Raw genomic sequence first — 26654 nt, 5'->3', positions numbered from 1 at the left:
TCGGCAGATGTCTCCATGAGGCGGGTCCTCGTCACCGGCGGTTGCGGCTTCATCGGGTGCAACTTCCTGCGCTTGATGGTCCGCGAGCGTCCCGAGACCGAGTGGGTGAACCTCGACGCCCTCACCTACGCGGGCTGGCTCGAGAACACCGAGGACTTCGCGGACGCGCCGAACTACCGCTTCGTGCACGGCAGCATAGAGGACGCGCAGCTCGTCGAGGCGCTCTTCTCCGAGGGCTTCGACGCGGTGGTGAACTTCGCCGCCGAGAGCCACGTCGACCGCAGCATCGCCGGACCGCGCGTCTTCGTCGAGACGAACGTGCTCGGTACCCAGAACCTGCTCGAGGCGGCCCGCCGGCACGGTGTTTCGCGCTTCCTGCAGATCTCGACGGACGAAGTCTACGGCTCGCTCGGCCCCGACGACCCGCCTTTCACCGAAGAGACCCCGCTGCGTCCCAACTCCCCGTACGCGGCCTCGAAAGCTTCGGCGGATCTGCTGTGCCGCGCCTACCACAAGACCTACGGGATGGACGTGCTCATAACCCGCTGCTCGAACAACTACGGTCCATACCAGTACCCGGAGAAGCTCATCCCCTCCTTCATCCGCCACGCGCTCAGGGACGAGCCGGTCCCCCTCTACGGCGACGGGATGAACGTCCGCGACTGGCTGCACGTCGAGGACCACTGCCGGGCGGTGGCGCTCGTCCTGGAGAGGGGCAGGCCGGGGCGGGTGTACAACGTCGGCGGGGGCAACGAGCACACCAACCTGGAGATAACCAGGATCATCCTCGACGCCCTGGGCAAACCTCACGACCTGATCTCCTTCGTCACCGATCGTCCCGGGCACGACCGCCGCTACGCGACCGACTCCTCCCTCCTGCGGCGGGAACTCGGCTGGAGGCAGGAGCACCCCTTCGAGCGCGGCATCCGCGAGACGGTCGCCTGGTACGTGGAGAACGCCGCGTGGGCCGAGAAGGTCTCCGCGGGCCTGGCCGGCTGATGTCGTCCCCTCCGGGATGAGGGTCGTGCTCACAGGCGCGACGAGCCTCCCCGGGCTCGCCCTGCTCGAGGCGCTCTTGCGCTCGGGGCACGACGTACGCTGCGTGGTGCGACCGGAGAGCCCGAATGCGGGCCGCCTCGCCGGGCACGACGTGGCGATCCTCCGGGCCGACGTGCTCGACCCCGGTGCGCTCTCCCGCGCGTTCGCCGGGGTGGAGGCCGTCGCTCACGTGGCGGGCGTGGAGTACGCTCCCGCAGTCGTGGAGGCGGTGCGCCGCGCCGGGGTGGAGCGGCTGCTCGCGGTGAGCAGCACGAGCGCCCACTCCGCCTACCCCTCACGCTCGCGTCCCAAGCGGGAGGGCGAGAGGGTGGTGCGGGAGAGCGACCTCGCCTGGACGATCGTGCGTCCGACGATGGTCTACGGCACCGAGCTGGACAGGAACATGCACTTTCTCTTGCGATTCCTCGATCGGTCGCCCGTCTTCCCCGTCTTCGGGGGTGGGGAGAACCTCTGGCAGCCGGTCTACCACGAGGACCTCGCGCGGGGCATGCTCGCCGCGCTGGAGCGGGACGCCGCCGTGGGGAGGACCTACGACCTGCCCGGAAGGCGTCCGCTCGCCTACCGGGACCTCGTGCTCGCGGCGGCCCGGGCGCTGGGCAGGAAGGTTCATCTCGTGCATCTCCCGCTCGAGCCCGCCCGCCGGGCACTCGCCCTCGCCGAGAGGGCGGGGCTCCCGTTGCCGGTAAAATCCGAGCAGGTGATGCGCCTCAGGGAGGACAAGGCCTACCCGTACGAAGCCGCGAGACGGGACCTCGGCTACGCGCCGCGCACCTTCGAGGAGGGGATAGCGCTCGAGGCGGAGCGGCTGCGCGAGGTCGGGCTGGTGCGCCGGTGAGGGAGACGGTCTCCTTCGGGCTCGCCTTCCTCGTCGCGCTCGCGGCCGTGCCGCTCCTGGTGCGCTACGCGCTCGGGCGCAACCTGCTCGACGTACCCAACGACCGCAGCTCGCACGAGGTTCCGACCCCCCGGCTCGGCGGCCCCGCGATAATCGTCGCGACCTGGGTCGGGTTCGCCGCCGCGCGCCTCTCGGACGTCTGGCCGCTTTTGGTGGCGGCCACCCTGATCGGGGTGGTCGGGCTCGCCGACGACCTGCGGGGGCTGCACTTCGGGACGAAGGCGCTCGCCCAGCTCCTGGCCGCCGCCGGGCTCCTCCTCTACGACCCGCCGCAGCTCCTGGCCCGCGCCGACGGGCTCCTGGCCGCCGCGGTCTTCGTCGTCGGGGTGCTCTGGGTCTCGGCCCTCTCCAACGCCTTCAACTTCATGGATGGTATAGACGGCATCACCGGCGGGGTGGCCATCTCGAGCGCCTTCTTCCTGCACGCCCTCTCCGGCGGCGCGGGAGCCTTCCTCCCCGCCCTCGCGGGGGCTGCCGCGGGCTTCCTCGTCTGGAACGTGAGCCCGGCCTCCACCTTCTGCGGCGACGCGGGCAGCTACTTCCTGGGGTTCGCGCTCGCCGCCGTCACCCTCTACGCCCCCGTGCCGGGTGACGTATGGTCCCCCATCGGGTCGGTGGCCTGCGCGCTCGTCTTCACCCCCTACCTCTTCGACACCGCCTACACGCTCCTCCGCAGGCTCCTGGCCGGGAAGAACGTCTTCTCCGCCCACCGGGAGCACGTCTACCAGCGCATAACCCCCTCGACCGCGCTGCACCGCCGCACGAGCAACCTCTACTACGGCGCGAGCGTGCTCTCCGGCTTCGCCGCCCTCCTGTTCGCCCGGGGCGGAGGGACCGCCGTCGCCGGGATCGCCCTCGCCGCCGCCGTCTGCTGCGTGCTCGCCGCGTTGCCCTCGCTGAAGGTTTTCTCCTCCTAGCGGTGTATGATCGAAAGGTGGGAGGTGTTCTCTCTGGACCTGCGTCCTCAACAAACTGTAAAATAACGCAATGATGCTTAAAGAGAGGGGGACGGAGCTACTCGGGAGGGCGCAGCAGCGGCTGCGTCAATCGCCGCCGACGCTCAGGCGCGGGGCGGCGATGCTGGTGGATGCGGCGATCGTGCTCGAGTCGCTCGTCGTGGGGCTTCTTTTCAGGTTCGACGGCCAGGTGAGGGACACCTGGTGGGAGGCTTTCTGGCCTTTTGCGCTCTTCGGGGCGGTGGTCTTCGTGCTGCTGCTCTGGGAGAGCGGGGTCTACCAGAGCATATTGCGCTACACCGGGATCTACCAGGGAGTACAGGTGGCGAGCGCGACGGCGATCGCGGCCGGGGTCATGCTCATCGCCGACTACGCGATAGGCGAGCTGATCCTGCCTTACCGGCCGGTCCCGCTCTCGGTGGTCCTGGTGGGGGCGGTCCTGGCGTACGTGCAGCTCGTCGCGGTCAGGCTGTATCCCAGGGTCTTCTATGAGCTTTCTTTGAGGGAGATCGGACGCAGGACGCGCACGGTGATCGTGGGGGCCGAGGAGGCCGGGGTGGCGCTCGCCTCGCACATCTGGCGCACGCCGGCGATGAACGCGCAGGTGGTCGGGTTCATCAGCGAGTCGGGGGAGGACGTGGGGCGGCACATCGAGGGGGTTCCGGTGCTCGGCGGCCCCGGCGACGTGGAGGAGGTCATATCCCGGCACGGCGTCGACCAGGTGATCATCGCCGTGCCGCGGGCGAGCCGGGAGTGGATGGATTCGATCTGGCGCAGCTGCGTGAGGGCCGGGGTCGAGGTGAAGGTCATGCCAGAGCTCGACGAGGTGCTCTCGCACGGCACGATAAGGCTCAGGGAGCTGCAGATAGAGGATCTGCTCGGGCGCGAGCCGGTGGACATAGACCTCGACGCGCTCTCGGGGTACATAAACGGGCGGCGGGTTCTGGTGACCGGGGCGAGCGGTTCGATCGGGCGGGAGCTCTCCCGCCAGATCTCGCGGCTCGGGCCGGCGAAGCTCATCCTCTTCGACCGCGACGAGAGCGGGCTCTACTACCTGAGCGAGGAGCTCTCGCGCGAGGACTTCTCCGAGGCCGAGCTCTTCGTCGGGGACGTCACGCTCCCCGACCGGGTGGGCCACGCCTTCGAGCGCTTCCGGCCCGAGCTCGTCTTCCACGCCGCTGCGTACAAGCACGTTCCGATGATGGAGCTGCAGGCGACCGAGGCCATCGTCAACAACGTCTACGGCACGATAAACGTCGCCCGGGCCGCCGGGGAGTACGGGGCCGAGAAGTTCGTCAACGTCTCGACCGACAAGGCCGTCAACCCGGCGAACGTGATGGGGGCGACCAAGCGCCTGGCGGAGATCATCGTGCGGGCGTTCTCCGAGGAGTACCCGGAGACGGTCTACGCCTCGGTGCGCTTCGGGAACGTCCTCGGGAGCCGGGGGTCGGTGGTGCCGACCTTCCGCCGGCAGATAGAGGCCGGGGGCCCCGTCACCGTCACCCATCCCGAGATGACCCGCTACTTCATGACCATCCCGGAGGCGGTCTCCCTGATCCTGCAGGCCGGGGCGATGGCCGACTCCTACGGCACCTACCTGCTCGAGATGGGCGAGCCGGTCAGGATAGTCGACCTTGCGCGCAAGATGATCGAGGTGATGGGCGCGGCGGGCGTGGAGATCCGCTACACCGGCCTGAGGCCGGGGGAGAAGATCCGGGAGGAACTCTCCGGGATCGACGAGCGCCGCGAACCCACGGACCACCCGATGGTCTTCAGGCTCTCATCGGAGGTGGTTCCCGAGGAGGACCCGCTCGCGCTCGCGGAGGAGATGGTCTTCTACGCCCGCGCCCAGGATGACCGCAGGGCGCTCGAGATCCTGCGCCGGCTGGTCCCCAACTACTCCACCGCGCGAGGATCGGAGCCTTCGCGGCAGGACACGGACAGCTGGTGGAGGGACGGCTCCTAGCCCTTCCTACGGGGAGCGGCGGAGCGTCCCTTGAAGCCCAGGTAGGTCAGGTAGATCCCTATGACCACCCCTATCACGACGAGCGTGAAGTGGACGGCCGGGGCGACCATCGTCCCTTCCCTGAGCTGCTGGTAGAAGGTGAACGCCCGGGTGCCCCAGACGAAGAGGGTGTAGAGTCCGATCGTGAGCAGAATGTTCGCGGTACGACGTGAGAGCATCATAGTACGGGAGATTTTAGCAGCAGCGACCGCTCTCTACCGTTCCCCGCCGGAGATGCGCCCGAGCGCGATCTCCTTCGCCGTCTCCCTTGGAGCCTCCGCGAGCAGCTCGACGCGCTCCAGGTTCTTGACGCTCCGGTAGCAGGGGCCGCCGAGGACGACCAGCCGCCACGGGCCGCCGCGCTCGGGCGTGATCTCTTCTCCGTTGTGCCGGGTCGCGACCATCGCCCGTTCGCCGGCCTCCTCGCGCCCGACGACGGCGGAGAACCCGCCCGAGCTCGCCCGGATGTACCCGCCCTCTATCTCTGGACCGGCGAGCGAGAGCACGTCCTCCAGCAGGTACCCCTCCCACCGCTCGTCCTTGCGGGTCCAGCCCTCCTCGCAGTGGAAGTCGCCCACGAGCTCCACCCGCCGCAGGGTGGAGAGCTCCCGCTCGCCCAGTATCCCCGGTCGTTCGACCAGACCACCGATCACGATGTCCCGCGTCATGTCTTCCCGAGCCCCCGCTCGAAGGCGTCCCAGGCGAGCGTGGCGCAGCGGATGCGGGAGGGGTACTGGATCACGCCCTTGAGGGCGTAGAGCTCCTCGCCTTCGGGGAACTCCTCCTCACCGGTCATCATCCGCTTGAAGCGCTTTATCTCCTGCTCTGCCTCCTCCCGGCTCTTACCTTTGAGCCGCTCGGTCATCATCGAGGCCGAGGCCTGCGAGATCGAACACCCCCGCCCGGTGAACCTGACATCGGCGAGCCTGTCCTCCTCGAAGGTGGCGTAGACGGTCACCTCGTCGCCGCAGAGTGGGTTCAGCAGGTGCTCGGTGAGCCCGGCACCTTCCAGCTCGCCCCGGTTGCGGGGGCGCCTGTAGTGGTCCATGATGATCTGGCCGTAGAGGTCGCGCATCATCTCAGGCGAACGCTCCGAAGAACTCGCGGGCCTTCTTCACCGCGCCGACGAACCTCCGTACCTCATCCTCCGTGTTGTAGAGGTAGAAGCTCGCCCGCGCGGTCGCCACGACGCCGAGGCGGCGCATGAGCGGCTGGCAGCAGTGGTGGCCGCTCCTTATCGCGATGCCTTCCTGGTCCAGAAGCTGCGCCAGGTCGTGCGGGTGCACGTCGGGCAGGCTGAACGCGAGGACCCCGGTGCGCTCCTCCCCGGGGCCGTAGATGACGGCGTCTTCGACCTCCGCGGAGAGCAGCTCGCAGGCGTAGCGCCCGAGCCTGCTCTCGTGCTCTCTTATCTCATCCATGCCGAGCTCCCGCAGATAGTCTACCGCTTCGCCGAGCCCCACGGCCTGCGCGATGTTCATCGTCCCGGCCTCGAACTTGTGCGGAATGTCGTTCCAGGTGGAGTGGTCGAGGTGCACCTCCCGGATCATCTCCCCGCCGCCCAGGAAGGGGTCCATCTCCTCGAGCAGCCCGGGACGGCTCCACAGGAACCCCACCCCCGTGGGACCGAGCATCTTGTGCCCGCTCGCGGCGAAGAAGTCGCAGCCGAGCTCTTCCACGTCCACCGGCAGGTGCGGCGCGCTCTGCGCCCCGTCGACGAGCAGGAGCGCTCCGTGTGCGTGGGCCATCCGCGCCAGGCGCTCGACGGGGTTGACGGTCGCGAGCACGTTCGAGGCGTGGGCGCAGCAGACGAGGCGGGTGCGCTCCCCGATGATGCGCTCTGCCTCCTCCATGTCGAGCGTTCCGTCCTCGCGTATCGGGATGAAACGCAGACGGGCTCCGGTCGCCCCCGCGGTGAGCTGCCAGGGGACGAGGTTCGAGTGGTGCTCGGCCTCGGTCAGGACTACCTCGTCGCCCTCGCGCAGGAACTTCCTCGCCCAGCCGTGGGCGACCAGGTTTATCGCCTCGGTCGTCCCGCGGGTGAAGACCAGCCCGCGTGCATCCGGCGCCCCGATGAAGCGGGCGACCTTCTCCCTCGCCCCCTCGTAGAGCGAGGTCGCCTCCTCAGCGAGGCGGTGCACACCACGCTTGGCATTGGCGTTGTGGTGGGTGTAGTAGTCCTCCAGCGCCGCGAGCACCTGGCGGGGTTTCTGGGAGGTCGCCGCGTTGTCCAGGTAGGCGAGGGGGTGACCGTTTACCTCGCGCGCGAGGATCGGGAAGTCCGAGCGGACCTTCTCCACGTCGTACACGGCTCTTACCTCCTGCGGCGGCGCCTCCCGCCGACCTTCACCCGCTCGGGGTTGAGCGCGACGTAGACGAAGCCGTCCTCGATCTTCACCTCGTGCTTGGGGACGGGCTTGACGGCGGGGAGGCTCTTCGCCTCCCCGGTCCGGACGTCGAAGACGGCCCCGTGCAGCGGGCACTTGATGCGGCCGCCCTCGAGCAGCTCGCCCTCGCTCAGGTGGGCGTACTGGTGGGTGCAGATGTCCTCGAAGGCGTGAAACTCGCCTTCGATGTTGCACAGGGCGACGGGCCTCTCCGCGACGGTGTAGCGCCGGATCTGCCCGGGCCCTATCTCTCCTGCGGCCGCCAGCTTGTGGAACTCCGCCATCCTAGGCCACACGCTCCCCGGCGCTGAGCCCGATCTTCTCCTCGATCACCCGGTCGAGCTTCTCCCGGACGCCCTCGAGCGGGACGCGGCTCGTCACCTCGCCGAAGAACCCGAAGACGACCAGCTTCTCCGCCTCCGCGCGCGGGACGCCGCGGCTCATCATGTAGAAGAGCTCCTCCTCGTCGACCTGCCCCGTCGTCGAGCCGTGCGAGCACTTGACGTCGTCGGCCTGTATCTCGAGCTTGGGCAGCGAGATCGCCATCGCGTCCTCGGTGCCCAGGATCAGGTTGCGGTTGGTCTGGTAGGCGTCGGTCTTCTGCGCGCCGGGCTCGACCCGGATCAGGCCGGAGAAGACCGTGAGCGCCTCGTCGCGCGCCGCGCCCTTGTAGAGCAGGTCGGAGTGGGCGTCGTGGGCGAGGTGGTCCTGCAGGGTGTGGTGGTCTATGACCTGGTTGGAGTCGGCGAAGTAGAGCCCGAGCATCTCCGAGTCGCTCCCCGGGGCGGCGAGGCCTGCCTCGACGTTGGTGCGCGAGAGGTCGGCCCCGAAGGAGACGACCAGGCTGTTGAGCGTGGCGTCGCGTCCGGTCTCTCCGCGGATGGTGTTGAAGTGCACCACGTTGCGCCCCCAGTTCTGCAGCGAGACGTAGCGCAGGCTGGCCCCCTCGCCGACGTAGAGCTCGACCGCACCGTTGGAGAGGGCGAGCTCGTCGTCCTCTCCGCCGGAGGAGGCGTACTCGTCGATGTAGGTGACGACGGCGCCCTCCTCGACGATGACCAGCGTGCGCGGCATGATCGATCCGGTCACGTCCAGCCAGCGGTAGCTCTGGATCGGGACCTCTATCTCGACGCCGCGCGGGACGTACAGGAACGACCCCCCGGAGAACAGCGCCGCCGAGAGCGAGGCGAACTTGTCGTAGTCGGCCGGGACGAGCCCGAAGAGCTTCTCCTCGAGCAGCTCCCCGTGCTCCCTGAGGGCGGTGTGCAGGTCGGTGAAGACGACGCCCTTCGCCGTGAGCTCCTCGTCAACCCGGCTCAGGGTGGTCTCGGAGTTGTGCTGCACGAGAAGGGCCGAGTTCTCTTCGCCCTCCCGGATCATGGTCTGTACGGCGTCGGGCAGATCCCCCTCGCGCTCCACGTCCGGGCTCGCGGCGTAGGGGACGAACGAGTTCAGGTCTATGTCCGAGACGTCGGTGTAGCGCCACTCCTCGTCGCGCAGCGTCGGCATCGGCGTCTTCTCGAAGAGGCGCCACGCCGCGAGCCGCTTCTCCGCCAGCCAGCGCGGCTCGTCCTTGTACGCCGAGAGCGCCTTCACCACCTCGACGCTCAGGCCCCTGCTCTTCAGAACCTCCGGCACGCCGTTCTCGCTCATCTTCCACCTCTCTTTGCGTTTGATACTTACGCCCGTCTCTCTCAGGAAACGGGGCGGACTCCCGGAGGGAGCCCGCCCCGAAAGCACGTTCTCTGCCGGACCGCGAGCCTCCCGGCCTCCTACCCGACCGAACCTTCCATCTCCAGCTGGATCAGACGGTTCAGCTCGATCGCGTACTCGAGCGGGAGCTCCTTGGCGATCGGCTCGATGAAGCCGTTGACGACCATCGCCATCGCCTCGTCCTCGGAGAGCCCGCGGCTCATCAGGTAGAAGAGCTGGTCCTCGCCGACCTTCGAGACCGAGGCCTCGTGCTCGGTCGTTACCTTCTTCTCCTCGATCTCGATGTACGGGTAGGTGTCGGTGCGGGCCTGCTCGTCGAGCAACAGGGCGTCGCACTCGACCCGGCTCTTGGAGTTGACCGCCCCGGGGTGTACCTTCAGGAGCCCCCGGTAGCTGGCCCTGCCCGTGCCCTTCGAGATCGACTTGGAGGTTATGCGGCTCGAGGTGTTCGGCGCGACGTGCACGACCTTGCCGCCGGTGTCCTGGTGCTGGCCGTCCCCGGCGTAGGCGACCGAGAGGATCTCGCCGCGCGCCCCCTCGCCCATCAGGTAGACCGCCGGGTACTTCATCGTGGTCTTCGAGCCCAGGTTGCCGTCGACCCACTCGATGGTCGCGTTCTCGTAGGCCACCCCACGCTTGGTCACCAGGTTGTAGGTGTTGTGCGACCAGTTCTGGATCGTCGAGTAGCGGATGCGCGCGCCCGGCTTGGCGATGAGCTCGACCACCGCCGAGTGCAGCGAGTTGGTCGTGTAGGTCGGGGCGGTGCACCCCTCGATGTAGTGGACGTAGGAGCCCTCGTCCGCGATTATGAGCGTCCGCTCGAACTGGCCCATGTTCTGGGCGTTGATCCGGAAGTACGCCTGCAGCGGGATGTCCACGTGCACGCCCTTGGGCACGTAGACGAACGACCCGCCGCTCCAGACCGCGCTGTTGAGCGAGGCGAACTTGTTGTCGTCGGGCGGGATGACCGTCCCGAAGTACTCGCGTACGAGGTCCTCGTGCTCGCGGAGGCCACCGTCCATGTCCAGGAAGATGACCCCCTGCTCCTCGAGCTCCTTCCTGAGCGAGTGGTAGACGACCTCAGACTCGTACTGCGCCCCGACACCGGCGAGCGACTCGCGCTCTGCCTGCGGGATGCCGAGCTTCTCGAAGGTGTTCTTTATCGTCTCGGGGACCTCGTCCCACGAGCGCCCCTGGTTCTCGACCGGCTTTATGTAGTAGTAGATGTCGTCGAAGTCGAGGTCGGAGAGGTCCGCACCCCACGTGGGCATCGGTTTCTCCAGGAACGACTCGAGCGCCTTGAGGCGAAACTCGAGCATCCACTGGGGCTCGCCCTTGTGCTTGGAGATCATCGCCACGACCTCGTGGTCTATCCCCTTGCGCGGGGTCTTGAAGAAGTACTCCTCCGGGTCGCGGAACCCGTACTTGTATTCGTCGAGACCGAGTTCGGTGATGCTCTTCTCTTCAGGCATCTTTCTCCTCCTTCAGCTCTGGGCCCCGGCGCCGAACTCCTGCCGGACCCAGTCGTAGCCCTTCTGCTCCAGCTCCTCGGCGAGCTCCTTGCCGCCGGAGGTGGCGATCCTGCCGTCGAGCATGACGTGTACGTAGTCGGGCTCGATGTAGCGCAGGATCCTCTGATAGTGCGTGATCACGATCGCCGAGAAGTCGGGGCCGCGCATGCTGTTGACCCCGTCGGACACGACCTGCAGCGCGTCTATGTCTAGCCCGGAGTCGGTCTCGTCCAGGATGGCGAGCTTGGGCTCGAGCATGAGCATCTGCAGGATCTCGTTGCGCTTCTTCTCGCCGCCGGAGAAGCCCTCGTTGAGATACCTCTCGGCGAAGCTCGAATCCATCTTCATGATCTTCATCTTCTCCTGCAGGAGCCGGTACATCTCCATCGGGGAGAGCTCCTGCTCCCTGACCGAGTTGACCGCCGTGCGCAGGAAGTTCGCTACGGAGACCCCCGGTACCTCGCTCGGATACTGGAACGCCAGAAACATCCCCAGCTTCGCCCGCTCGTCGGGCTCGAGCTCGAGCACGTCGTGCCCGTCGAAGGTCACAGACCCCTCGGTGACCTCGTAGCGGGGGTGCCCCATCAAAACACTCGCCAGCGTGCTCTTGCCCCCACCGTTCGGGCCCATTATGGCGTGGATCTCCCCGAGCCCTACCTCCAGATCGACGCCCTTGAGGATCTCCTTGCCTTCTATCCCGGCGTGCAGGTTCTCTATCTTTAGCATCTAACCCCCGCTGTGCTTTGACAAGCTTGCTACTCCAGAGCTATTTAATCACAGCACGCCCCGACCAACAACAACGCGTGACCTGCATCAAGAACACTTCCTGAAAGACCGGAAAATGCGCTTTTTAAAGCGCCTCTCGCCCTCAGTGGATGCCGGATGCCATATCACTGATAATGATTGTCGTTATCAGTAAATGCGGGGCGAGATTGTAACAGGCGGTGGGCTCTGAGGGGGTGTTATCGGGAACGATTCTCTGTATGTGCTCTTCGGGTGGGGGCTTTCCCGGCCGGGCGCATCCTGGTCGCGGCGAGGACCAGGAGGGTGTAGAGGAGGTCGAGGGCGAAGATGGCGAGGTAGAGGAAGGTGAGGAGGGGGGAGCCGCTGTAGTCGGTGGAGTAGAAGTAGAAGGCGAAGGAGGCTGCGGCCGTGCCGAAGAGCTTGCAGAGGGCTATCGGGAGGGATTGTCCGCGCAGCGAGCGGCGGTTGTAGAGCATGGCGATGAACAGGGCGGACATCATGAGGTTCTGGCCGAAGGCCGAGTAGGCGCCGTCGTAATCTCCGAAGGTGCGGCTCATGAGGATGATGGTGGGGAGGGCGATGGCGACCATCAGGGCGAAGGTGGCGTAGAAGAGGGGCCGGGAGAGGTCGGGGAACTCGCGGGGTCCGAAGCCGAGCGTCTGCAGCACGATGAGCAGGTCCAGGCAGAACCAGACTATGTTGACGGGGTGTTGGATCGAGTGCGGGGGGTAGACGAACGAGAAGACGAACTCCCAGGAGATGTTCGCGCCGAGGGCCGCGAGCGGCATCCCGTAGGTGCGGTCCAGGTATCCCTGGCGCAGGATGAGCAGGTAGGCGAGCGTCCACAGCGCTCCCGAGAGGAGCATCACCCCGTAGAACATGCGGGTATTTTAGGCAAACCCGCCCCGCGGGTGAAGGGGTGCTGCGCTTCTCTCTACCGGTCCTTCCCGGGCGGATCGCTCGGGTGAAGCACCGCGGACGAGGCGTACAGGGGTTCGTCTTTCGGCTCCGCCCTGCGTGAGAGGTATCCGAGGGCGAAGACCCTGCCGCCCACCGGCAGCGGCGCGACGCTCGTCACCCGGCCGACCTCTTCGCCGCGCTGGGTGATGGGGGCGCCGGTCTGCGGCGCATTCCCCTCTACTTCGAAGCGGTGCAGCGTCCTGTTGGGGTGTCCCCGGTAGTGCATCCGGGAGACGGTCTCCTGACCCGGGTAGCAGCCCTTCTCGAAGCTGACCGCCCGCCGCAGGAACGTGGGGCACTCGCCGGGGAAGTTCTCCGGGGTGAGATCCACGCCGAAGCGGGGGATGCCGGCGGAGATGCGGGCGGCCTCGTAGGCCCGTTCGTCCGCCACGACGGCCCCACGGTTCTCGAGGGCCCGGCGCACCCGCGCGAGCGCGCTGCGGGCGCCGATCAGGTCGTAGCCGGACACCGGGAGCTCCACCCGGACGGCGATGAGCCCCGGCTCCAGCGGGCGGCCCTCGTGCTCGGCCATCTCCGGGAGCCCGAGCAGGTCGCGGGAGTCCGGCCCGTAGAGGCCGAGGACCGACCAGCGCTCCTCGCCGGCGGAGAGGTCTTCGAGCCTCACGCGGGAGAACGGGGCGTAGCGCCCCAGGATCTCGCGCGCCGCGCCGCCCCCCGCGCTGCCCGTGACGACCAGCACCCCGCCCTCGCACCTGACGGCCCGCAGGTCCGTCTGGATGCGGCCCTTGGGGTTGAGAAGCGCCGCGTAGACCCCCCCGTTCTCCTCTTTGGGGAGGTTGCGCGTCAGGACGGCGTCGAGCATCCCGGCCGGGTCGCGCCCGGAGAGGCGCAGCACCGTCCAGCCCCCGAGGTCCACGATCGCCGTTTTCTCGAAGAGTGCCCGGTAGCCGCTATCTTTTGCGTCCGAGGTTCTCGCTCTCTCCATGGGGGTATTCTATGCCATCGAAGCCCAGCGACCACGAGGAGAGCCGATGGTGACGAGGAACGTCGTCCTGGACGTCGACGGGACGCTCATGGACACGAATTATCTGCACGTCGAGGCCTGGGCCCGGGCCTTCGAGGAGGTCGGGATGAGGATACCGCGGGCCGCCATACACAAACAGATAGGGCGTGGATCGGACCAGCTCATCGCCCGCTTCACGCAGGACGAGGGAGTGGCAGGGAGGGTCGACGAGCTGCACAGCGAACTCTACTCCGGGTTCCAGGAGTTCGGCTACCCCCTTCCCGGGGCGTCCGAGATGATCCAAACCCTCTCGGAGCGGGGCTACCAGGTGTGGTTCGTCACCAGCGCGAAGCCCGAGGAGCTCGAGCATCACCTGCGGGCGCTCGACGCCGGGGAACGTCTCTCCGGCGTGGTCTCATCCGGCGACGTCGAGCGGTCCAAGCCGGCCCCGGACATCTTCGAGCTCGCCCTCGAACGGGCCGGAGCCTCTCCGGAGGAGACCGTCGCGGTGGGGGACTCGGTGTGGGACGTCGAGGCCGCCGGGGCGGCGGGGATCCGGACGCTCGCCGTGCTTACCGGCGGCGCTTTCAGCGAGGCCGAGCTGCGCGAGGCGGGCGCCGCGGGGGTCTACCGCGACTGCGAGGCGTTGCTCGCGTCCGGATTCCCCAGGTAGCGGGTGCAGGCCTCCCGCGCGTCGGCGTACACGCGCACCAGGGGAAGCCCGGCCTCCCTGGAGAGCCTCTCGACGTCTTCGTGCTCGGGTGAGGCGATGAAATCCTCCCCGTCGATGCTCCCGACCTTCACCCGACAGCTCCCGTAGGGGAGGGTCACGCTCACGGTACGCCGCTCGGCGACGGTGCGGGAGACGGGATGGTGCCGGACGCCCAGGGTGCCCGTCTCGCGCATCGTGAGCCGCGCCAGCTTCTCGCTATCCGCGCCTCCGGCGAGGGCGCAGAGCTTGTACGCCCCGCGCCCCTTCTTCATCACGATCGGTTCGAGCCAGGCGTCGAGCGCCCCGGCCTCCAGCAGCCTCCCGACGGCGGAGCCGAGGATCTCCCCCGAAGCGTCGTCCACGTTGGCCTCGAGCAGCTCTATGTCCCCGGCGGGGCCTTCGAGCTGGCCGACCACCGCGCGCAGCAGGTTCGGCACCTCCTCGAAGCGGGCGCTCCCGGCACCGTAGCCGCAGGAGGAGAGCGTCATCGGCGGGGCGGCACCGGTGAAGCGTCCGCCGGTCAGCGAGACCATGAGCGCGGCCCCGGTCGGGGTGGTCATCTCGTGGGGAACCTCCTCCCACCTGATCCTCGCCCCGCGCAGTACTTCGAGCGTGGCCGGTCCGGGGGCGGGGAGGGGACCGTGGGCGCTGCGGGTGACGCCGCCCCCGAGGGGGAGCGGGGCGCAGCTCACCGAATCGGCCCCGAGCAGCTCCAGCGCCAGGCAGACCCCGACGATGTCCGCGATCGAATCCGACGCCCCCACCTCGTGGAAGGTGACCTCCTCGGGAGGAGTGCCGTGCACCTCGCCCTCGGCCTCGGCGAGCCTTGTGAAGGCGTCCATCGCCCGACCGACGACGCGGTCGGGGAGCCCGGAACCCTCGACCATGCGCCGGATGTCGCGCAGGGTGCGGTGGGCGTGCTCGGGAGGAGCATGAAAGTAGAGGTGCAGCGCCCGCACCCCGCTGATCTGCACCTCCTCGAGATGCAGCTCGAGCGAGAGCCCGAGGGCCTCGAGGCCGGACGAGACCTCCTCAGCGGGGGCTCCCGCCTGTATGAGGGCCGCGAGCGACATGTCACCCGCGGCCCCGCCGAAGGGCTGGAAGTGTACGTGGCTCAGAGAGCCTTACCTCGCCCCGTTCGACCGCCGCGCCGCACTCGCCATCAGCACCACCACGGCGACCAGGATCGCCGCCGGGACCGGGTCGCTGCGCACCGCGTCGGCGAGTATCGCGGGGTCGCGCTTCTCGCTCGCCTCGCGCGCCGCGAGCATCTGGCCCCGCGCCGAGGCCAGGGCCTTCTCCGCCCGCTGGCGCAGCTCTTTCTGCAGCCGACCGAGCAGCTTTCGCGCCCTCTGTCGCGCGTTCTCCTTGACCCGCTCGCCGACGACCTTCGGGTCCACGTGCTTGCGCAGATCCACGAGATCCCGGGTCATGCGGCTCCGGATCTCGAACATCTCCCTCTCTATGCGTTCAGGTATCTCGCTCACTTTTTGAGCTGCCCCTTCACCCAGTCGATGTTCTGACGCAGCGCCCGTATGGACCGGCGCGGCACCGGGTCGACCTTGCGCAGCGAGGCCGCACCCGCCCCGGCCAGTATCGCGCCGAGCACGAGCAGTATAACAGAGACTATAAGGAACGATAGCCACAAGGGGAGGGCGAGCGCGATCGCGTAGACCGCGGTGAAGCAGATGAAGATCGTGAACAGGAGCATGAAGGCCGCACCGGTGAGCAACAGCCCCAGGCTCATCCCAGCGCGCCTGCCGCTCGGGGCCAGCTCGGCCTTCGTCAGCTCCATCTGCTTGCTGACCAGCTCCTGCAACTGGGGTCGCAGGGCATCTATTATCTCCTTTATGCTGCGGTCCGAAGGCGGTGGACCTTCCTCCACCTCCCTCGAGACCTCGGCCACCCGCTCTCTCTGATCGGTCAACGTTTCTCCTTTCTTCGCCCGCATCTCGACACGTGCCGTAACGTAAATATAACTGCCGCAATGTTTCTCTGCCGTTCGATCACGTACGAGAGGTGCGTAGTTATCAACATAGCATAAAGGCGTTATCGGAACGCGTGATGTAATATGAGCATGGGTGTACAAGAAGGTTGGATTTCGGCTGCGGGTGTGGCCCATGGGTGGTTGCTCTCGTAGAGGAGGAGAGGTTGAAGCTACATGAGGCTTTAGAGATCAGAGCGGGAGACGTGGTCGCGTTCGCCGGGGCGGGAGGGAAGTCTGGGGCGATCATCGGCGTCTCCGCGGAGTTCGCCGGGGAGGGTGCCCGGGTTCTCGTGGTGCCGACGACCAAGATGTTCCTGGAGGAGGCGGCGAAGATAGGACCCGTACTGACCTCGGAGAACCTGAGCGAGCTCCGGGACCGCGTCGGGGAGGCCTTCGGGGTGTCGCGGGCGGTCGTCGCGGGCAGCACGCTGCTCTCGAAGGAGAGGGTGGGCGGCGTGGAGCCGTCCTGGGTGGACGAGCTGAGGACGCTAGCGGACGTCGTGCTGGTCGAGGCGGACGGCGCCAGGCGCCGTCTCATCAAAGGCACCGCGGAGCACGAGCCGGTCCTCCCTGGCTCCGTCACGCTCACCGTGGCCGTGGGCAACGTCGAGGCGCTCGGCAAGCCGGTCGACGAGCGCTACGTCCACCGGCCGGAGATCTTCTCCGAGCTCACCGGGGTCGGCGCCGGACACACCATAACCGCTTCCGCCTTCGCCCGGGCTCTGGCGCAGGGCTCGCTCGGCAGGGTCCCCGAGGGTTGCCGCAAGGCCGTGCTCATCACCGGGGTACGCCCCGGGCTCGTGATGTCCGACGCCTCCCTCATCGCGCGAGAGCTGTGGGGGATGGGCGTGAAGAACGTCGTCCTCACCTCCCTGCCGCAGGAGGAGCCCGTCCAGGTCTGGACCCTCTGAGACCTTCGTGCTTGAAGTCTCCATTCCCCGCCGCTATGTTGTTTCAGATGGGTACGACATTGCGCGCGGGGGGTGGAGCTTTGGTCCTGCCGGGGGTCGATCACGGGAGCGGGATCCCGATCTACCTGCAGATCGTCGAGCGTATCAGGCATGCGGTGGAGGTCGGGAGCTTCGAGGCGGGGCACCGGCTCCCGACCGTGCGCGCCCTGGCGAGGGAGCTGGGCGTCGCCCCGAACACCGTGGTCAGGGCCTACGGCGAGTTGCGACGGGAGGGGTTGATCGAGAGCCGCCCCGGGGTCGGGACGGTGGTCGCTGGCACCGCCGGGACGCGGGTCAGGGAGAGGCGGGTGCAGGACGTCTACCGGAGGGTGGGAGAGATCGTGCGCGACGCGGCGGGGCTCGGGATCACGGAAGACGAGCTCTGGGAACGCTTCGAGGCCGAGTTCGAGCGACTGCGTCGCGGGTAGGCTTGCAGGGTGAGGAGCGAGAAGGTGTTCGTAACGAGAGAAAGGGGGCTTGCGTGGGCGCGACCCGCCTCTTCGAGGGGCTCGCGGACCAGATAGCCGGGAAGTTCGGGGAGAGGATCACGGCGCTGCGCCGCGAGATACACCGCGAGCCGGAGCTCGGCTTCGAGACGGAAAGGACCGCACGGAAGGTGCTCTCGGCGCTCGAGGGACTCCCGCTCGAGGTGGAGAGCGGGGTGGCGAAGAACGGCGTCGTCGCGACGCTGGAGGGTAACGGGGAGGGCCCGGTCATCGTCCTGCGGGCCGACATGGACGCGCTTCCCATACGGGAGGAGACCGGGCTTCCGTTCGCCTCCGAGTTCGACGGGAAGATGCACGCCTGCGGGCACGACGCCCACACGGCGATGCTCTTCGGGGCGGCGCTGGCACTGTGCGAGGCCGGGTTGCGCCGGCACCTCGAGGGGAGCGTCAAGTTCGTCTTCCAGCCGGCCGAGGAAGGTGGCGGCGGGGGCAGGGTCATGGTCGAGGAGGGGGTGCTCGAGGGCGTCTCAGCGGCGTTCGCGCTGCACCTGTGGCCCGGGCTGCCGCTGGGGAGCGCTGCGACCAGACCCGGTCCGATCATGGCCGCCGCCGACGCCTTCGAGCTTCTCGTGGAGGGGAAGGGCACCCACGGCGCGATGCCGCATCTCGGGACCGATGCCGTCCTCGTGGCCTCGCAGATCGTCACCCTGTTGCAGAGCCTCGTCGCGCGCGAGGTGGACCCGACGGAACCCGCGGTGGTGACCGTGGGGCAGCTGGAGGCCGGTACCGCCTTCAACATCATCCCCGAGACCGCGCGTCTGAAGGGGACGGTGCGCACGCTCGACGAGGAGCTGCGCCGGGTCATGCCGCAGCGCATCGAGGAGCTCGCCCGCGGGGTGGCCCGCGGTATGAGGGGGGATGTGCGGCTCGACTACGAGTTCTCCTACCCGGTGACGCGCAACGATCCCGAGGCCGCCCGGCTGGCCCTCGACGTCGCCGGGAAGGTGCTCGGCGAGGGACGGGCGGTGGAGGCCGCGCGGCCAGCGATGGGGGCCGAGGACTTCGCGTTCATGCTCGAGGCCGTCCCCGGGGCGTACATCTGGCTCGGGGTCGGGGATGTCTCCGGGCTCCACACCCCGACCTTCTCCTTCGACGAGAGCGTGATGCCCGTGGGCTCCGCTCTGCTCGCCGCGCTCGCGCTCGAGGCGCTCTCTCAGAGAGGGCTTCCGGGGAGCGGGTAGGAACCCAGGGGCGCGCCGAACAGGACGAGCAGCGCCACGAGGGTGGCGAGAGGGATCAGGGCCCCGGCTGCGGCCCGCCGCCACCCGACCCCGAGGGTCTCACGGACGGCGAGGGTTACGACGCAGGCGCCGTACGGGAGGGCCAGCAGCGGCCCGTAGGGGACCCAGAGCACCACGCCTATGCCCGTCGAGTAGCACAGGGCGCGGAACAGCGGCCCCAGGCGGCCGGCCGAGGGAGTGCCGTCGAGCACGAACAGGACCAGCGTGGCGAAGGCCGCCACGAGCAGCGGACCGAGCACCGCGGAGACGGCGAGCCCGAGCAGCGGGGCGTACAGGAGCGCGTAACCGAACCCGCCGGCGAGGATGGACCTGAGGAAGGTGCCGAGCAGCAGGTTCAGGTAGAGCACGGCGGCCGCGAAGAGCGCGGGCCGCACGATGCCGCCTTCGGGGTCGAGCCTGCGAAAGAAACGTCTCGGGGCGAGCCACACCTCCCTGAGGGCACCCCAGAACCCTTCCGGAGAGGGTGGGTACGGCGCTCCGTAACCCGGGGACACGGTGTCTGACCGGTCAGGGTCCTACCCGACCGTAGACGTCCTCGAGCCGGACGATGTCCTCCTCGTCGAAGACGCCGAAGGAGATCTCGAGGATCCTGACCGGGGAGTCCCCGACGCAGGCCAGGCGATGGATCGTGCCGCGCGGTATGAAGAGCTTCTCCTCGGGGTCGGGGTAGAGCGTCTTGTCGCCGAGCTCCACCTTGGCCCCCGGATCGAGGATCACCCACAGCTCGTCCCGCCGGTCGTGGTACTGGCGGGAGAGTATTCCACCGGGGGCCACCGTGATGATCTTGACGGTGCACGGGAGGTTGTGGGTGTACTGCTCGAACTTGCCCCACGGTTTGTCTACTTTTATGGATTGTGGTCTCTGGTCCAAGGTCACCTCTCCTCTCGCGGGCTATTAGTGTAGACCATATGGGGGGCCTTGGAAATGTCCCCGGGAAACCTCTAGCATGCGGGCCCTGGCCTGCAGGCGGAAAGAGCGAGGAAGTTTGGGTGGGAGAAGACGCCGGAGGATGGGCTACGGGCGGAGGAGGCGCGCCGGGGCTCTGATCTCCGGGATGGTGGTCGTCTTGTTCGCGGCGGTGTTCATCGGGGTGCGTGCGCCCTCCACCGGCTCACCCGGTGGGTCGTCGTCCCGCGTCGACGGCGGGACCGCGGCTTCGGGGGGACACCAGGCCCGGAAGAGCGCTCCCCGGAAGGAGCCCTACGAGGCTATCTCCCCACCCCGGGGTGCCGTACCGCCCTCGGACGGAACTCTCGCTGAGAAGGTCTTGAAGATGGAGAGCGTGCCGCTCACCTGGCGGACCTCCGGGGACGGCGGTCACGTGATAGAGCGCAGCGTACCCCTCGGGCGTACGCTGCATGCCGGGGCCAGGGATACCTCCGGAGGTCCGCTCGAGGGCCACCGGCTCGTGATGTACTACGGCAGCCCCCTCTCGGACCAGATGGGCATCCTGGGCGAGTACCCCCCGAAGGAGATGATGCGGCGTCTGAAGGCGCAGGCCAGAGCGTATTCGAAGGCCGACCCCCGGCATCCCGCCATCCCGGTCGTGGAGCTCATAGCCTCCGTGGCTCAACGCGATCCCGGTCCTGGCGGGCTCTACGTCTCGCGCCTCGACCCGAAGGTGATACGCCGCTACGCCACCCTGGCGAAGGAGAACCACGCCCTCCTGATGCTCGACGTGCAGCTCGGGCGCGACTCGGTGATGGACGAGGTCAAGGCGCTCGCGCCGTTCTTGAAGCTTCCCTACGTTGAGCTCGCCATAGACACCGAGTACCACGTGGGGCCGGGCGAGGTGCCCGGGCGGGACCTCGGGAGCGTCGACGGCTCCGAGATCGAGCAGGCCGTGCGCTACGTGGACCGCCTCGTCCGCAGGAACGACCTCCCGGCCAAGGTGGTGCTCGTGCACCAGTTCCAGAGCGGGGTGGTGAGGAACGTCGGGCTCGTAAAGCCCACCCGCCACGTCGAGGTGGTCCTCAACGCGGATGGGTTCGGGGTGCCCAGGGACAAGCTCGCCAAGTACCGGATGCTCGTCCGGACCCGCCCGGTTCAGTACGGGGGCTTCAAGCTCTTCTACCGGCAGGACAGGCCGCTCCTCTCTCCCACGGAGGTGGTCAGGATGGACCCCGCGCCGGCGGTCGTCGACTACCAGTAGGAGGCCGGGGCTGGCTACGCCCCGCCCGGCACGGACTCCCTCGCTAAACCCCGCCCCCGTTCCGACCGATAACAGGCGTGTGGCGGGCAGGGACAGGCAGGGAGGGGACGGATACCGCGCACTCTTCGAGCGGCTGGCGGAAGCCGCCCTGGTGATCGACCCGGAGAGTGGGGCGGTGCTGGCCGCCAACGCCCGGGCCCGCGAACTTTACGGTCTCCGCGGCGGTGCTTCGCTCTCGCGGCTCTCGGACCGGCCCGACGAAGAGAGGCGGCAGCTGCTGCGGGCCCTGCGTGGGCCGCTGGGCTACGAGGCGGTGCACCGCGGGGAGGACGGCGAGAGGTTCATCGCCGAGACCAGCGCGTCTCCGGTGGACTGGAGAGGGGTTCGTGCGGTCGTCTGCCTCGTGCGCGAGGTCACAGGACGCCGCCGGATGGAGATGGATCTGCGGAGGACGGAGCGCAGGTACCGCAGCCTGGTCGAGGAGACCCCCGGCGTGGTCTTCTACGTGGACGACGCGGGGGGTCTCGAACCCCGGCCGTACATGAGCCCGTACGCCGAGAAGATGCTCGGTTTCTCCCCCGAGGAATGGCTGGCCGACGAGAACCTCTTCCTCAAGCTCCTGCACCCCGAAGACCGGGAGAGGGTCCTCACCGCGTCGGTGCGCTCCCGGATGACGGGGGAGCCGGTCGAGATCGAGTACCGGATGATCTCGCGCGACGGGCGGGTCGTCTGGGTGCGCGACGCGAGCGCTCCGGTCGAGGAGGACGGCGGGGTGCGCTGGCAGGGGGTCATGGTCGAGTTGACAGCCCTCCGGGAAGAGCGGCCCTTCGGGGAGCCCCCCCGCGACCCGCTGACCGGGCTCCCGGGCAGGGAGATCTTCCTCGACCGGCTCTCGCGGGCGTTGCTGCACCGCGCCGGCAGCGGGCTTCCGGCCGTTTTCCACCTCGACCTGGACGGGTTCCGGCTCGCCGGAGACGCTCTGGGAGAAGAAGGGAGCGGAGCCCTGCTGCGCGCCGCCGGACGGCGGATCTCCTCTTCGGTGCGGGAGACGGACACCGTGGCCCGGCTCGGGGAGGATGAGTTCGCCGTCCTGATCGAGGATGTGCGTGACGCCGCCGACGCCGCGCGCCTCGCCCGGAAGCTCGAGCGGGAGATCCGACACCCCTTCACCGTGGAGGGTGCCGACGTGCTCCTGAGCGCGAGCATCGGCGTCTCGCTCGGCAGGACGGGCGTCTCCCCGCAGGAGATGTTGCTCGAGGCGGAGGCTGCCTCCTCCGGTGTCAAAGCCCGGGGTGGGGCGGCGTGCGGGTTCTTCGATGCGGAAGAGGAGGCGCGCGCCTTCGAGCGTCTGGCGCTGGAGTCGGACCTGCGGCTTGCCCTCGACCGCGGGGAGGTGGAGCTCCTGTTCCGGCCGAGGGTGAGCCTGCGGGACGGGATCCTGCGGGTCGTCGGCGCCGAGGCCTTCCCGAGCTGGGAGCACCCCGAGCACGGCAGGCTGACGCCGGGAGAGTTGTTCGAGGTCGCCGGGACGGCCGGCCTCGAGGAGGATCTGAGGAGGATGGTCCTCGAAGAGGCGTGCCGGAGGGCCGTGCTCTGGGCGGGGAGAGGCGCCACGCCCTTCGTGGGGGTCGCGCTCTCCGGTCGCATGGTCCCCGGGCTCGTCGGCCTCCTCGCCCGGCTGCTGCAGGGAGGCGGGCTCGACCCGCGGACGCTGGTTTTGCAGATCCCGGAGGCGGCCCTGGTGAGCGCGCCGAACGGGATGGAGCGCTCGCTCGCGCACCTCAAGCGGCTCGGTGTCGGGCTGGAGATATGCGGTTTCGGGGTGGGCGGTCTGCCGCTCTCGCACCTCGGGAAGTTGCCGGCTGACTCGGTGAAGATCGACCGCTCGCTGGTAGAGGGGCTTGAGTCCGACGCCTCCTGCCGGGCGGCCGTGGGGTCCGCGGTGGCGCTGGCGCGGGCCCTCGAGGTCGAGCCGGTGGCCGACGGGGTCGAGCGGGGCGGACAGGTCGAAGCGCTGCGGGTCCTCGGCTGCACCACGCTGCAGGGGAACCTCTTCGCCGGGCTCCTGCCGGCGTGGCGTCTGGACGAGATGCTCGCCCCCGGCGGGAGCCGCTAGTCTCCCTTCGAGAGCCGGTTCCCCCCGTCGGCGTGGCGCGCCGCGACGAAGAGCAGATCCGAGGTTCTGTTGATCACCCGCAGGGCCTGCGGGTGGGCCTCGGCGTAACCGGCGGCGACGAGGCTCCTCTCCGCCCGGCGCACCACCGATCGGGCCACGTCTACGAGCGCACCGAGGCGGCTCTCCCCCGGTACGACGAACTCGCGCGGGATCTCCGTCCGCTCCCTCCACTGCGCCAGGGCGTCCTGCACGTACTCGAGGTCGCTCTCGCCGACCGTGTTCTCCTCGTTCGGCATGGCGACGTCGCCCATGATGCGGTAGAGGAGCCGCTGCAGGGAGAGCAACAGCGCCGCCAGCTCCCCCTCCCCGGCCTCGGCGCGGGCGAGCCCGAGTAAGGAGCTCGCCTCGTCTATATCCCCGAGCACCCTTATGCGCGGATCGTCCTTGCGCAGACGTCCCGCCCCGAGCAGGGTCGTCGTGCCGTCGTCTCCTCTGCCGGTCGAGACCGGCGGGTTGTCCTTCTCGCCCATCAGGCTCTCCTTCCGCGCTCTCCGAAGGTGGCATCGTTCCCCTTCCACGGCCTTTCGACGCGTAATCTAGCATCCTCTGGGTTAGAATCATCGTTCGTGAAGGTCTTCTTGAGGTTCCCGCTCGATTCCGGAGGCCCGCTCGGCCGGGCGAGGGAGGTCGCGGCGGGGCACCCGGGTTGCCGCATCGAGGGGGAGCGGGTCGGGGTGGAGCTGGACCTCCCCGCCGACTGGCGTACCCTCCATGAGCTCTCGGTCCTGCTGCGCGGCGAGGGACGGGTGGAGTACGCGGTGGATGGCCGGGCCGTGAGGGGTGAGGAACTGTTCGCAGGGATGCGGTGCTTCTTCAGGAAGGAGCGCTCGGGGAGCCCGGCGCGGGAGTGGTGCACGCCGCGCTCCCTCTCAGAGAGGCAGCTCTTCCCCTGCCGGCAGATCCACGTCTACGACAACCCGCGCAGGACGCCGAACTCCTGGTACTCGTTCGGCAGGATGGGGGAGGATGGCGTCTTCCGGGTGGACAAGGAGGCCATGGCGGCCCGGGTCGTCTCCGACCTGGGCGCCTACGCGCACTGCCCGATCCTCGACCTCGACGGCATCGCGGAGACGATGGCCCGCCTGCCCGACGAGATAGACCCCTCGCGCGAGGCGGGCTGGAGCTACCGGGAGGACGGTCCACTCTCCGAGTGGGGGGTGACGCGGAGCGGGGAGCGGGAGGAAGAGCCGGAGGAGGGCGAGAGCCTCTTCGAGCGTCTGGCGAAGAGCGTCCGCAGCAGGGGAGCGGGGGTCGCGGCGGCGGGCGGCGACGCTCCCGGGAGCCGCAGCATCCCTGCCACCCGTTACGAGGACGTGGGTGGCCTCGACGAGACGGTGGCGCTGGTGAGGGAGGCCGTGGAGCTGCCGATGACCCACCCGGAGATCTTCCGGAGGCTGGGGATAAGGCCGCACAGGGGTATCATCTTCCACGGTCCACCGGGCACCGGCAAGACGCTTCTGGCGCGGGCGGTCGCGCACGAGTGCGGGGCGCACTTCATCGCGGTCTCCGGGCCCGAGATCCTGAGCCGCTTCTGGGGCCAGAGCGAGGCGAAGCTCCGGGCCATCTTCGCCGAGGCGAGGGCGAAGGCCCCCTCGATCATCCTCTTCGACGAGATCGACTCCTTCGCCTCCGCGCGCGAGGCGATGAGCGAGAGCTTCGAGGCGACGCTCGTCTCCCAGCTCCTCTCGCTGATGGACGGGCTGGGCGAGCCCGGGCGGGTCTGCGTGATCGCCACCACCAACCGCCTCGACGCGATAGACCCCGCCCTCCGCCGCCCCGGTCGTTTCGACCACGAGATCGAGGTCGGACTGCCCGACGAAGCCGGACGGCGCCGGATCTTCGAGATACACGTCCGCCGGATGCCCACCGACCCCACCCTCGACCTCGACGAGCTGGCCCGCCTCACCCGCGGCTACTCCGGCGCGGACATCGAGGCGCTCTGCCGGGAGGCGGCGCTCGCCTGCATGCGCCGCACCATAGACCTGCGCTCCCTCGAGCGTCGTATCCCCCCGCACCGGCTCGACTCGCTCCGGGTCACCACCTACGACTTCCGCACCGCGATGAAGCGGGTGCGCCCGAGCGTCGGGCGCTGAGCGCTGTGCTAGGCTTTCAAACTGGCACGAACAGGAGACATCCACGGAAGGAGGAGGGATGGAGTACCGCAGGCTGGGGCGCTCGGGGCTCATGGTCTCGACGCTCGCGCTCGGCACGATGACCTTCGGCGGGAAGGGCGGCTTCAAGGCCGTCGGCTCCACCGACGTCAAAGCGGCCACCCGCCAGGTGGATATGTGCCTGGACGCCGGCGTGAACCTCTTCGACACCGCGAACATCTACTCCGCGGGTGAGTCGGAGGAGATCCTCGGCAAGGCCATAGCCGGCAAGCGTGACAGGCTGCTGCTCGCGACCAAGGCCCGCATGCGCACCGGCGAAGGGCCCAACGACTCCGGGCTCTCCCGCCACCACCTCATCCGGGAGTGCGAGGCCAGCCTCAGGCGCCTCGGCACCGACTACATAGACCTCTACCAGGTGCACGAGTGGGACGGCCTCACCCCGCTCGAGGAGACGCTCGAGGCCCTGGACACCCTGGTCAAGTCCGGCAAGGTGCGCTACGTCGGCTGCTCGAACTACGCGGGCTGGCAGCTGATGAAGGCGCTCGGGATCTCCGAACACCTCGGCTACGAGCGCTTCGTGAGCCAGCAGATCTACTACTCCCTCGAATCGCGCGACGCCGAGTACGAGAACGTGCCCATAGCCATAGACCAGGACTGCTCGATCCTGGTGTGGAGCCCGCTCGCCGGCGGCCTCCTCTCGGGCAAGTACCGCCGGGGACAGGACGCGAAGGAGGGCCGCCACCTCGCCGGCTGGGACGAACCCCCGGTGCGCGACGAGGAGAAACTCTACGATACGATAGAGACCCTGGTCGAGATCGCCGGAAACCACGGTGTCTCCGCCGCCCAGGTCGCGCTGGCCTGGCTTTTGGGCCGTCCCGGCGTCGCCTCCGTGATAATAGGGGCGCGCACCGACGAACAGCTCGCGGACAACCTGAAGGCCGCGGACCTCGAGCTCACCGCAGAGGAGCGCGCCCGCCTCGACGAGGTGAGCGCCCCGCCGCTCATCTACCCGTTCTGGCACCAGCTCAAGACGGCCTCCGACCGGCTCGGCCCGGCGGACATGCCGCTCCTCGCTTCGCACCTCGAAAAGCGGGGCTAGCCCTCCTCCCCGCCCCGCGTACGCCGCCGGGCGCCCTTCCCGCCCCCCACGGCCGGGACGCGCCCGGTGGCCCGCGCCAGCCCGAACGGCGGCATGTTGGCGTAGACGGCCTCGTAGCGCCCGTCTTCTACCGCATACGCCTCGTGCCAGACGCCGACCACCCCGCTCTTCCTGACCTCCCGGTTGAACTTTCTCCAGGCCGGCAGGTGTACGTCCTCCGGATCACGCGCGAAGCGCTCCAGATCCTCCCGCGAACGCCAGTACTGGACCACCGCCACCCCCCGCCAATAGAAAAAGGTCTCCGCCCCGAAGAAGCCTCTCCCCCGGTGCCCGCGGAGCTCCCGTAACACGCCCCGCAGCGCCCTCAATACCGGGAGCCACCTCCCGACGGCACGGAGCCTGTTCACCCTGATCCCGAAGATGAACACCGCGAACGAACCCTCCATGCCAGCCGTGAACCTTCCCCGCTCCATGCACGGACCTCCCGACCTCCTCTCGCCAGCTTCCCTAACCATAACCCTTCCTT

At 68.6% G+C, this 26654-nt stretch carries 29 protein-coding genes; 12 read left to right on the top strand and 17 right to left on the bottom strand.

Going from position 1 to position 26654, the window contains the following annotated elements; translation table 11 throughout:
- Positions 1–15 precede the first annotated feature (15 nt).
- The 4 genes from rfbB to AC6EKW_RS07350 all read left to right on the top strand — a co-directional run bounded on the left by rfbB (position 16) and on the right by AC6EKW_RS07350 (position 4876).
- The gene (gene rfbB, locus AC6EKW_RS07365; RefSeq protein WP_273888046.1) at positions 16–999 is read left to right on the top strand and encodes a dTDP-glucose 4,6-dehydratase; all 984 of its coding nucleotides are present in this window, start codon (positions 16–18) and stop codon (positions 997–999) included.
- 16 nt (positions 1000–1015) lie between these two features.
- A complete protein-coding gene (locus tag AC6EKW_RS07360) occupies positions 1016–1894 on the top strand; it encodes an NAD-dependent epimerase/dehydratase family protein (RefSeq protein WP_498514056.1) in 879 nt (292 codons plus the stop codon).
- Complete coding sequence (locus AC6EKW_RS07355; protein WP_273888048.1) at positions 1891–2871, top strand: glycosyltransferase family 4 protein; 981 nt, start codon at positions 1891–1893, stop codon at positions 2869–2871. Before AC6EKW_RS07360 ends, AC6EKW_RS07355 begins: the two co-directional genes overlap by 4 nt.
- Before the next feature lie 70 nt (positions 2872–2941).
- Positions 2942–4876: a nucleoside-diphosphate sugar epimerase/dehydratase gene (locus AC6EKW_RS07350; RefSeq protein ID WP_273888049.1), complete on the top strand. Its 1935-nt coding sequence runs from the start codon at positions 2942–2944 to the stop codon at positions 4874–4876.
- On the opposite strand, the gene AC6EKW_RS07345 is transcribed toward AC6EKW_RS07350, so the two are convergent.
- The 10 genes from AC6EKW_RS07345 to ygfZ form a co-directional block, all read right to left on the bottom strand.
- Positions 4873–5097 (bottom strand): hypothetical protein, encoded by a 225-nt coding sequence (locus tag AC6EKW_RS07345; RefSeq protein ID WP_273888051.1) that lies wholly within the window; start codon positions 5095–5097, stop codon positions 4873–4875. The genes AC6EKW_RS07350 and AC6EKW_RS07345 overlap by 4 nt on opposite strands.
- Positions 5098–5130: 33 nt before the next feature.
- Complete coding sequence (locus tag AC6EKW_RS07340; protein WP_273888052.1) at positions 5131–5583, bottom strand: molybdopterin-dependent oxidoreductase; 453 nt, start codon at positions 5581–5583, stop codon at positions 5131–5133.
- Entirely contained in the window at positions 5580–5993 is a 414-nt protein-coding gene (gene sufU / locus AC6EKW_RS07335) for a Fe-S cluster assembly sulfur transfer protein SufU (RefSeq protein ID WP_273888053.1), read from the bottom strand. The genes AC6EKW_RS07340 and sufU overlap by 4 nt, the downstream gene beginning before the upstream one ends.
- Before the next feature lies 1 nt (position 5994).
- On the bottom strand, positions 5995–7224 hold the full coding sequence (locus AC6EKW_RS07330; RefSeq protein WP_273888054.1) for a cysteine desulfurase: 1230 nt from the start codon (positions 7222–7224) through the stop codon (positions 5995–5997).
- Positions 7225–7229: 5 nt separating this feature from the next.
- Positions 7230–7586 (bottom strand): non-heme iron oxygenase ferredoxin subunit, encoded by a 357-nt coding sequence (locus tag AC6EKW_RS07325; protein WP_273844270.1) that lies wholly within the window; start codon positions 7584–7586, stop codon positions 7230–7232.
- A 1-nt stretch (position 7587) separates the two neighbouring features.
- Complete coding sequence (gene sufD / locus AC6EKW_RS07320) at positions 7588–8955, bottom strand: Fe-S cluster assembly protein SufD (protein ID WP_273888056.1); 1368 nt, start codon at positions 8953–8955, stop codon at positions 7588–7590.
- 119 nt (positions 8956–9074) lie between these two features.
- A complete protein-coding gene (sufB, locus tag AC6EKW_RS07315) occupies positions 9075–10487 on the bottom strand; it encodes a Fe-S cluster assembly protein SufB (RefSeq protein ID WP_273888058.1) in 1413 nt (470 codons plus the stop codon).
- Between the two features lie 12 nt (positions 10488–10499).
- Positions 10500–11252 (bottom strand): Fe-S cluster assembly ATPase SufC, encoded by a 753-nt coding sequence (gene sufC, locus AC6EKW_RS07310; protein WP_273888059.1) that lies wholly within the window; start codon positions 11250–11252, stop codon positions 10500–10502.
- Between the two features lie 236 nt (positions 11253–11488).
- Positions 11489–12151, bottom strand: a complete 663-nt coding sequence (locus AC6EKW_RS07305) for a transmembrane-type terpene cyclase (protein WP_273888060.1) — start codon at positions 12149–12151, stop codon at positions 11489–11491.
- Positions 12152–12204: 53 nt separating this feature from the next.
- Positions 12205–13176, bottom strand: coding sequence for a CAF17-like 4Fe-4S cluster assembly/insertion protein YgfZ (gene ygfZ / locus AC6EKW_RS07300; protein WP_273888061.1), 972 nt, complete (start codon positions 13174–13176; stop codon positions 12205–12207).
- 46 nt (positions 13177–13222) lie between these two features.
- Between ygfZ and AC6EKW_RS07295 the strand changes: the two genes are divergently transcribed.
- The gene (locus tag AC6EKW_RS07295) at positions 13223–13867 is read left to right on the top strand and encodes an HAD family hydrolase (protein WP_498514055.1); all 645 of its coding nucleotides are present in this window, start codon (positions 13223–13225) and stop codon (positions 13865–13867) included.
- Here the strand turns inward: AC6EKW_RS07295 and larC are convergent.
- The 3 genes from larC to AC6EKW_RS07280 are packed head-to-tail and all read right to left on the bottom strand — an operon-like array spanning position 13822 to position 15833.
- Positions 13822–15024, bottom strand: coding sequence for a nickel pincer cofactor biosynthesis protein LarC (gene larC, locus AC6EKW_RS07290; protein ID WP_273888105.1), 1203 nt, complete (start codon positions 15022–15024; stop codon positions 13822–13824). The genes AC6EKW_RS07295 and larC overlap by 46 nt on opposite strands.
- A gap of 6 nt (positions 15025–15030) precedes the next feature.
- Positions 15031–15393: a DUF3618 domain-containing protein gene (locus tag AC6EKW_RS07285; RefSeq protein WP_273888064.1), complete on the bottom strand. Its 363-nt coding sequence runs from the start codon at positions 15391–15393 to the stop codon at positions 15031–15033.
- The gene (locus tag AC6EKW_RS07280) at positions 15390–15833 is read right to left on the bottom strand and encodes a phage holin family protein (protein WP_273888065.1); all 444 of its coding nucleotides are present in this window, start codon (positions 15831–15833) and stop codon (positions 15390–15392) included. The genes AC6EKW_RS07285 and AC6EKW_RS07280 overlap by 4 nt, the downstream gene beginning before the upstream one ends.
- Positions 15834–16057: 224 nt before the next feature.
- Here AC6EKW_RS07280 and yqeC point away from each other — a divergent pair, with 224 nt between their 5' ends.
- From yqeC to AC6EKW_RS07265, 3 genes are all read left to right on the top strand, one after another.
- On the top strand, positions 16058–16804 hold the full coding sequence (gene yqeC / locus AC6EKW_RS07275; RefSeq protein ID WP_273888066.1) for a selenium cofactor biosynthesis protein YqeC: 747 nt from the start codon (positions 16058–16060) through the stop codon (positions 16802–16804).
- Positions 16805–16884: 80 nt separating this feature from the next.
- Positions 16885–17271, top strand: coding sequence for a GntR family transcriptional regulator (locus AC6EKW_RS07270; protein ID WP_498514054.1), 387 nt, complete (start codon positions 16885–16887; stop codon positions 17269–17271).
- 53 nt (positions 17272–17324) lie between these two features.
- The gene (locus tag AC6EKW_RS07265; protein ID WP_498514053.1) at positions 17325–18530 is read left to right on the top strand and encodes a M20 metallopeptidase family protein; all 1206 of its coding nucleotides are present in this window, start codon (positions 17325–17327) and stop codon (positions 18528–18530) included.
- Here the strand turns inward: AC6EKW_RS07265 and AC6EKW_RS07260 are convergent.
- A complete protein-coding gene (locus AC6EKW_RS07260) occupies positions 18503–19084 on the bottom strand; it encodes a YIP1 family protein (protein ID WP_273888070.1) in 582 nt (193 codons plus the stop codon). The genes AC6EKW_RS07265 and AC6EKW_RS07260 overlap by 28 nt on opposite strands.
- Positions 19085–19097: 13 nt before the next feature.
- Positions 19098–19460 carry a phosphomannose isomerase type II C-terminal cupin domain gene (locus AC6EKW_RS07255; RefSeq protein WP_273888071.1) on the bottom strand — a complete coding sequence of 121 codons (363 nt, stop codon included), beginning with the start codon at positions 19458–19460 and terminating at the stop codon, positions 19098–19100.
- Positions 19461–19575: 115 nt separating this feature from the next.
- Between AC6EKW_RS07255 and AC6EKW_RS07250 the strand changes: the two genes are divergently transcribed.
- Positions 19576–20742, top strand: a complete 1167-nt coding sequence (locus AC6EKW_RS07250; protein WP_273888074.1) for a hypothetical protein — start codon at positions 19576–19578, stop codon at positions 20740–20742.
- 79 nt (positions 20743–20821) lie between these two features.
- The gene (locus tag AC6EKW_RS07245) at positions 20822–22858 is read left to right on the top strand and encodes a putative bifunctional diguanylate cyclase/phosphodiesterase (protein WP_273888075.1); all 2037 of its coding nucleotides are present in this window, start codon (positions 20822–20824) and stop codon (positions 22856–22858) included.
- Here AC6EKW_RS07245 and AC6EKW_RS07240 read toward each other — a convergent pair.
- Positions 22855–23388, bottom strand: coding sequence for a cob(I)yrinic acid a,c-diamide adenosyltransferase (locus AC6EKW_RS07240; RefSeq protein ID WP_273888076.1), 534 nt, complete (start codon positions 23386–23388; stop codon positions 22855–22857). The two genes, AC6EKW_RS07245 and AC6EKW_RS07240, sit on opposite strands and share 4 nt — an antisense overlap.
- A gap of 96 nt (positions 23389–23484) precedes the next feature.
- Here AC6EKW_RS07240 and AC6EKW_RS07235 point away from each other — a divergent pair, with 96 nt between their 5' ends.
- Together AC6EKW_RS07235 and AC6EKW_RS07230 are read left to right on the top strand one after the other, a co-directional pair.
- Complete coding sequence (locus AC6EKW_RS07235) at positions 23485–25011, top strand: ATP-binding protein (protein WP_498514052.1); 1527 nt, start codon at positions 23485–23487, stop codon at positions 25009–25011.
- Between the two features lie 58 nt (positions 25012–25069).
- The gene (locus tag AC6EKW_RS07230; protein WP_498514051.1) at positions 25070–26128 is read left to right on the top strand and encodes an aldo/keto reductase; all 1059 of its coding nucleotides are present in this window, start codon (positions 25070–25072) and stop codon (positions 26126–26128) included.
- Here the strand turns inward: AC6EKW_RS07230 and AC6EKW_RS07225 are convergent.
- A complete protein-coding gene (locus AC6EKW_RS07225) occupies positions 26125–26601 on the bottom strand; it encodes a DUF4188 domain-containing protein (RefSeq protein WP_273888079.1) in 477 nt (158 codons plus the stop codon). The two genes, AC6EKW_RS07230 and AC6EKW_RS07225, sit on opposite strands and share 4 nt — an antisense overlap.
- Positions 26602–26654 lie beyond the last annotated feature (53 nt).

The organism is Rubrobacter sp. M3-4 (genome assembly GCF_059772285.1).
This window is presented reverse-complemented; position numbering and strand designations above follow the sequence as displayed.